The organism is Vibrio sp. 1751 (assembly GCF_033339895.1).
Taxonomy (GTDB): domain Bacteria; phylum Pseudomonadota; class Gammaproteobacteria; order Enterobacterales; family Vibrionaceae; genus Vibrio; species Vibrio alginolyticus.
This window is the reverse complement of the sequence record NZ_JAWOVM010000138.1, coordinates 1-6,815: the sequence shown is the minus strand read 5'-3', so window position 1 is coordinate 6,815 and position 6,815 is coordinate 1. Positions and strand designations below refer to the sequence as shown.

Annotated in this window: 6 protein-coding genes; all 6 read right to left on the bottom strand. The window is 44.5% G+C overall.

Annotated elements, in window-relative coordinates; translation table 11 throughout:
- Positions 1–322: 322 nt before the first annotated feature.
- The 6 genes from R7041_RS22135 to R7041_RS22110 all read right to left on the bottom strand — a co-directional run bounded on the left by R7041_RS22135 (position 323) and on the right by R7041_RS22110 (position 6,593).
- Complete coding sequence (locus R7041_RS22135) at positions 323–748, bottom strand: phosphate-starvation-inducible protein PsiE (protein ID WP_206949351.1); 426 nt, start codon at positions 746–748, stop codon at positions 323–325.
- Positions 749–916: 168 nt separating this feature from the next.
- Positions 917–1,756, bottom strand: a complete 840-nt coding sequence (locus R7041_RS22130; protein ID WP_005379372.1) for an ABC transporter ATP-binding protein — start codon at positions 1,754–1,756, stop codon at positions 917–919.
- A gap of 35 nt (positions 1,757–1,791) precedes the next feature.
- Positions 1,792–2,649 carry an ABC transporter ATP-binding protein gene (locus R7041_RS22125; protein WP_206949352.1) on the bottom strand — a complete coding sequence of 286 codons (858 nt, stop codon included), beginning with the start codon at positions 2,647–2,649 and terminating at the stop codon, positions 1,792–1,794.
- Between the two features lie 9 nt (positions 2,650–2,658).
- Complete coding sequence (locus R7041_RS22120) at positions 2,659–4,485, bottom strand: extracellular solute-binding protein (protein WP_318114852.1); 1,827 nt, start codon at positions 4,483–4,485, stop codon at positions 2,659–2,661.
- A 37-nt stretch (positions 4,486–4,522) separates the two neighbouring features.
- A complete protein-coding gene (locus R7041_RS22115) occupies positions 4,523–5,566 on the bottom strand; it encodes an ABC transporter permease (protein WP_005379369.1) in 1,044 nt (347 codons plus the stop codon).
- A 1-nt stretch (position 5,567) separates the two neighbouring features.
- Positions 5,568–6,593: an ABC transporter permease subunit gene (locus R7041_RS22110; protein WP_005384771.1), complete on the bottom strand. Its 1,026-nt coding sequence runs from the start codon at positions 6,591–6,593 to the stop codon at positions 5,568–5,570.
- Positions 6,594–6,815: the final 222 nt, after the last annotated feature.

Here is a 6,815-nt window from a genome sequence, read left to right as displayed (position 1 = left end):
ACCAGATAGAAGAACTTTAGTTGCAGCTAAAGTCTGGGTCTCACCTTACCCGATTGGAGTACTTATTATCCATACAATTGTTCAAGAGTGGTTCGTAATGCATTCCATTTTTTTAAGATGCACCTTCCGTAAGGCAGTTAGCCCTTGTTTGGATGATGACAAAACCGATGACACAAATCAGAACCCAATCACATGCCATAATTTAAGGCATTGTTAATTAAAAACTTTATCCTGACAATCAACATTCAGATCCAAAACATTGAATGATCTAAAAGTCATCGAGTATTGAAACAAAAAAGCCCCGCTAATACGGGGTTTTCTTTTATTCGTCTTTTTCCAAGGTACCGTTATCAACGTAGGGCCAATAATGGTGCCCAATTCTGATCAGCAAAGTAGCCGCAGCCAAAATAAACGCAGCCAGAGATAACCACACAACCAAAACTGCATCCAGCTCTTTCATTCCGAGTGTGATGTAGCGGGCGATGGCCATCATCGCGATGTAGATAGGATAGCGTACCGGAATTTTACCGTTCATCACGAACTGCTGCACCATGGCGAGCACTTCCAGATAGATAAACATCAACAGAATATCCGTGAGTAAGACACGCTTCTCTACAAATACGTGCACAAACTCTTGCATCATGGCGTACAACGTCGCCAAGGTAATAGAGACTAATAACACCGCCTCCAAAATATGGAAGATTTTCAGGAAAGGTCGACTAAAGGATTTCGGTAAATTCGACGGCATGGTCCATTATCCAAACAAAGAAAATAGGCCTTGAGTTTAGCATGCAACGATCTTCAATCAATCAGAATAAACATCAGTGCGAATCGACTCCAAGTCCTGGCATTTGCTTATAAAAACGCTCCGCTTATTTGTCGGAGCGCTTTTGTGTTATAGGACCTGTGGCATCACTTACGCCACTTGCTGCTTTTTTTCAGCTACGCGCTTTTTCTTCCGATATTTAGGGTGAGTGATCGGAATCGCAGATAGGAGTTTTTTGGTGTATTCGTTTTGCGGGTTTGCATAAATTTCTTTAGCGCTGCCTGCTTCTACCACTTTGCCAAAATACATCACGGCAACTTTGTCAGAGACATGTTTCACCACAGAGAGATCGTGAGAGATAAATATGATCGCCAAGTTCATTTCTTGTTGCAGTTGTAGCAATAGGTTCAAGATTTGCGCCTGTACCGACACATCTAACGCAGATACCGATTCATCACAAATCAGTAGTTTAGGCTTCAATGCAATCGCGCGAGCAATACCGATACGCTGCCGTTGTCCGCCTGAAAATTCATGTGGATAACGGTTTACTGCCGTTTCTGGTAATCCCACTTTGATTAAAAGCTCTTTTACCCATTGTTTACGCTCTGTTGGCGTGCCAATTTTATGAATAACAAACGGTTCTTCCAGAATCATACCGATGGTATGACGCTGATTGAGTGACTCCATTGGGTCTTGAAAGACGATTTGCATGTCTTTACGCAGCGAGCGCATCTCTTTAACAGACAGTTTAGTGATGTCTTTACCTTCAAAGAAAATCTTACCTTCTGTTGGCTCGTATAACTTTAAGATCGTGCGACCAAGGGTGCTTTTACCACAACCTGACTCACCAACTAGCCCCAGTGTTTCACCTTCAGAAACAGACAGTGAAACTCCGTCTACCGCTTTGATGGTGTAGCCTTTCTTGAACAGCCCTTTACCAGAAACAAAGTGCTGCTTAAGATTTTCAATTCTTAATACTTCTTTTGCCATAACATCCTCTTTTATGACTGGTTCACTTTGCTCAGTTAACTGGCAAACATACTGGCATCAATAGGCTTGATATCGATCATCTGCTTTGGCTCATTATCTAAGCTCGGCATCAACCCCATCAAACGCTCTGTATATGGGTGCTGTGGGTTATCAAACAACTCAAAAATTTCTGCTTTTTCGACAATACGCCCGCCATACATCACGGCAACATCATCACACACTTCTGCCACAACCCCGAGATCGTGAGTGATGAAGATCATCGCCATGCCCGTTTCTTCCTGAAGCTCGTTCATCAGTTCAAGGATAGACGCCTGAACCGTAACATCCAACGCTGTAGTCGGTTCATCACAAATCAGAATATCCGGCTTACAGGCCAATGCCGTCGCGATCATGACACGCTGGCGCATACCACCAGATAGGTTATGGGGATACTCATTCAATCGCTTCTCTGGCATTGGAATTTTTACTTTTGCCAGCATTTCAATCGAGTACGCCTCCCGCTCCTTTTTGTCGAGCTCAGGTCGATGGAGCTCAAGCACTTCACATATTTGACGACCAATGGTGTGCACTGGGTTGAGCGCCGTCATCGGGTCTTGGAAGATGATCGAAATGCGATCGCCACGCATGGCGTACATCTCTTCCGCAGGCAAATCAACTAGGTTGGTGCCGCGATAATTCACTTCACCTTTGATAATGTTGCCATATGGCTTAGGTAATAGCCCCATGATCGACATTGAGGTTACGCTCTTACCACTACCTGACTCTCCCACCAGACCGAGTGTACGTCCAGCTCTCACATCAAAGTTCACACCATGCAGAACCTTCACTGGCCCATCATCGGTGGTAAATTCAACTTCGAGATCTTTAACACTTAGGATTACATCGTTTTCCATAACCAATCCTTACAGCTTATAAGTGTCATCTACGACAACGACAGGTTCAAAAGCTTTGTCTGAGTTCATCGCTTGTTTCGTTTCTTTTTTGATATCACTATCAATCCAGTAAGTGCCATCGCCTATGATTGCACCACTGAACAGCGCCTCTGTCATGCGATTCATTGGCTTATCTGGAAACTTTAACCAGCGCCAGTGACCATAGCGGACATAAGGAACCATGTAGCCTGGGACGATAACGTGAGCATCAATGATGTCACGCTGAATCTCATGACCTAGCTGGATCTTTTTATCCATATCCATGCCAAAACGATACTCGATGATCTTTTCATCCAGTTCAGGCGTGCTGTAGTTTGTGAAAGAGTTAGTTTGCGGCTTGTTCGCATTGACTGAATGGAAGTACTCCCAATACGTTGGGATCTCAGACGTACCCATATCTAAGAAAGCCAAATCGTGCTTTTTCTCACGTACGTATTTGAACATAGATGAGCCATCAACTAACTTGAGCTCAATATCCAGCCCTGCTAGCTTGGCTTGCTCACGCAAAAATGCAATACGAGGAGTATGAACAGGTGTTCCGTAGGTCAGCTCGAAGCTTAAGCGCTCACCTTTATCATTAACACGAATACCATCAGAACCAATTTTGTTAAAACCTGCGGCTTCGAATGCCTCGGCCGCTTTTGCGGGATCAAACTTCGGTGCCTTAGCATCTGGTAGGGTGTATTTACCATGACCATAACCGGTCGGGTTCGGTTTACGGGAGTAGTCGCCACGCATGACATTCTCTATCATGCCATCAAAGTCAATCGCGTAAGTAATGCCCTTGCGAATGTTTAAATCATCCAGCAAAGGCATCGCGGTGTTCATCCATACACCACCAGCCCCAACTGGAAATTGGTTGTAACCCCAGAACTTTTGAATGTATCCCTTTTGGTAAGGTTCCGTATTCGATTTATCATGCCATAAGCTTGGTAAAACAAGACCAAATGCGTCCAGCTTCCCTTTCTCAAAGTGCTTCATCGCGATATCACTGTCGCGAATCACTGTGATGCGGATTTTGTCGACATTATAACGATGTTGATAATACTTATTGCTGTAACCCCACCAGTCTTCACCGACATGTTTGAAGGTAACACTTTTACCTTTTTTAATGTCATCTAGGTAGTATGCACTGGTCGTTGGTTCACTTTTAAAATTGTAGTAGCGGACAAAGTTGTCATGTATACCGTCACCATTTTCATCTTTTGAAGGGTTAGCATAAAAATGTGCGGGGCGTGGGCGCAGAGCCCCCATTCGTAACAGCAACTCTTCCGGATTGAACTCTTTCGCCGCCTTAACAGCAAACGTATGAGTGTCGTACTTGATAACATCCGCAATCGTTTTGTTGTAGTAATCGTTGTACCAAGGTTCCAAGATGTCCTTGGAACGATAAAACTTCAGCATGAACACGAAATCGTCGGCAGTCACAGGTTTGCCGTCCGACCATTTGGCTTCAAGGTTGAGTTTAAAATAGACCGTTTTGTTGTCACCTGCTAACGCCCACTCGTTAGCAAGCTCAGGGATAAACTCTAAAGTATCTGGGTGGCGGACCACCAAGCCTGGTGTTTCATCTAAGATAAAAGAACGTAGCCCTGCATTAGCATCTGGGCCAACACTACGTAACGTCTGCGGGAAACTTGACATAAAGGTGCGATAAGTCCCTCCACGTTTCGCTTCTGGCGAACCATATTGAGGCTCATCCCAGTTTGTTTGCCAGTTTAAGTCTGTCGGAAGCGTTGCTGACATTGCACCAAAACTCAGGGCGCTCAGCGTGGACGCTAAAAATAATTTCTTCATAAAACTTCCCTTTTTATGTTTTGCTCACAATGCTCGCTTAAACATAGCGTGTGAATTTTTTCGGGTCGAAAGCCGCTCGAATGGCTTCACCAATAAAGGTCACCATTACCAGAACCAGAACTATAGAAGTCACTACTGACGCAACAATCCATGGCGAATCTAAGTTTGACTTACCTTGTTGCAGTAGTTCACCCCAACTTGGCGTTGGTGGCATCAAGCCTAATCCTAGGTAATCGAGAGCAGTCAGTGCTGTGATGTTAGCTGCAATAGTGAAAGGCGCTAGGGTTACAATCATCACCATCGTATTTGGCAAGATGTGATTAAACAAGATACGTCCGGTCGATGCCCCTAAAGCACGAGCCGCCATTACATATTCTCGTGCCGCTTCTTTATAGGTCATGGTCCGCATGTACCATGTCATACCCATCCAAGTGAAAAGCACGTTAATAGCGACAAAGAGAGCAAACGTCGGCTGAACGATTGAGACAAGAATCATAATGACGTACAAAAACGGGACCATTGACCAGATTTCGATAAGTCGCTGTACAAACAAGTCAAATTTACCGCCCCAAAAACCCATAGCACAACCGACTGCAGTACCGATCGCGTAGGAAATGGCCATCGTAAGCAACGCAAATCCCATCGCCGTTCTGAATCCGTAGACGAGTCGCGCCAAAATATCGCGACCTATCACATCTGTACCTAAATAATGCTTATTTTCGGCACTAGGTGCTGTTGGCGGGAAATCACCACTAAAATCTTGTTCGTATGGGTTCCACGGCACAAGCGGCAAAATAACAAAGTTGTCGCCCCCTTCAGCCTCAAACGCTTTTTGCAGTACACGATAATCGGCTTCACTGGATGACTCTTGGCCGAATTCGCTACCTAAACGTACGTCACTGACAACAGGAAAATAGTAGCTACCATCGTACTTGACGACTAGCGCTTTACTGTTGATCAAAAGTTCGGCGAATAGAGAAAGGATCAACATGATAGAAAGAGCAACAAACGACCAATAGCCTCGTTTGATCTCTTTAAAGTGACGAATTTTCTTTTGAGTTAATGGACTAACTTTAATCATGTTACGCTCCAAACTTCACACGTGGGTCGACTAAAGCAACACAAATATCTGAAATGATGTTACCAATGAGAAGTAACAACGCATTAATGGCGACAATACCCATAACAACAGGGTAATCACGCTCCATGATTGATTCGTAACCCAATAAGCCAATGCCATCAATATTGAAGATAACTTCAATCAGGAAAGCACCGGTCATGAAGAACAACAAAGAGTTACCAAAGTGACTCGCGATTGGAATTAAGCTGTTACGCAACGCGTGCTTACGAACTGCTTTTTTGAAAGGTAATCCTTTCGCAATTGCGGTGCGGATGTAATCTGAGGAAAGGTTTTCCATCAGGTTATTTTTCATTGTCATCGTCAGCGTGGCAAAATCACCAATGAGGTAACAGATCAAAGGCAACACCGCATGCCACATAATGTCTTTAGCGCGTTCAAAGAAGGTTTCGTAATCGTCGAAGTCATCGCCGACAAAGCCTCCCATCGGAAACCATTCCAAGTGATAACTAAATAACGTGATCAGCAATACACCCACCACATAACCTGGTAGCGCGTAGCCTACGAAAATGAGTACTGAAGAAGCGGAATCAAACACAGAACCGTGCTTGAGTGCCTTATAGTAACCAAGAGGAATCGAGATAAAATAACTAATAAAGAAGGTCATGCCGCCATAAAACAACGACACTGGCAAACGCTCTGCGATCATGTCCGAGACAGGCTCGTAGTAACGCGTCGACTCGCCAAGATCTAGCATTACCAAACGACTTAACCACTCGACGTACGCTTCCGTTACTGGTTTATCCAGGCCATAAAACGCATTCAGCTCCGCGATTTGATCGTCAGAAAGGGCCGTATTACCACCCGCAGACGTCATTGATGCGGCGCCGTCCCCCTGGGACTGCATTTGTGACAACATGCGTTCAACAGGTCCGCCAGGCACGAAACGAGTGATAGCAAAGATGAGAATAGTTATCCCGAGAAACGTTGGGATAACCAACGCCAAACGGCGTAAAAAGTACGACAGCATATACAACTTGCTCCTTGTCTACTGTCCAGTTCAAACGGAGTGAAAGAGGATATTTTCCGCCCAAAATGGTGCATATTTATCTCGTAGTAACTAAAACTGTTGAAGCACACTCCCTGCGCCTCAAGAGCTAGACTTTCCTACTACTGCAATAATTTCAGCGTCATATTTATCTTGAATCCACATCAGCTTCAAGTGTTTGAAACCAAAACATGACAAACTTCC

Excerpts from the sequence above, each read along its gene's own strand:
- R7041_RS22135 (WP_206949351.1), bottom strand. The coding sequence starts at position 748 with ATGCCGTCGAATTTACCGAAATCCTTTAGTCGACCTTTCCTGAAAATC.
- R7041_RS22110 (WP_005384771.1), bottom strand. The coding sequence starts at position 6,593 with ATGCTGTCGTACTTTTTACGCCGTTTGGCGTTGGTTATCCCAACGTTT.
- R7041_RS22125 (WP_206949352.1), bottom strand. The coding sequence starts at position 2,649 with ATGGAAAACGATGTAATCCTAAGTGTTAAAGATCTCGAAGTTGAATTT.
- R7041_RS22130 (WP_005379372.1), bottom strand. The coding sequence starts at position 1,756 with ATGGCAAAAGAAGTATTAAGAATTGAAAATCTTAAGCAGCACTTTGTT.
- R7041_RS22120 (WP_318114852.1), bottom strand. The coding sequence starts at position 4,485 with ATGAAGAAATTATTTTTAGCGTCCACGCTGAGCGCCCTGAGTTTTGGT.
- R7041_RS22115 (WP_005379369.1), bottom strand. The coding sequence starts at position 5,566 with ATGATTAAAGTTAGTCCATTAACTCAAAAGAAAATTCGTCACTTTAAA.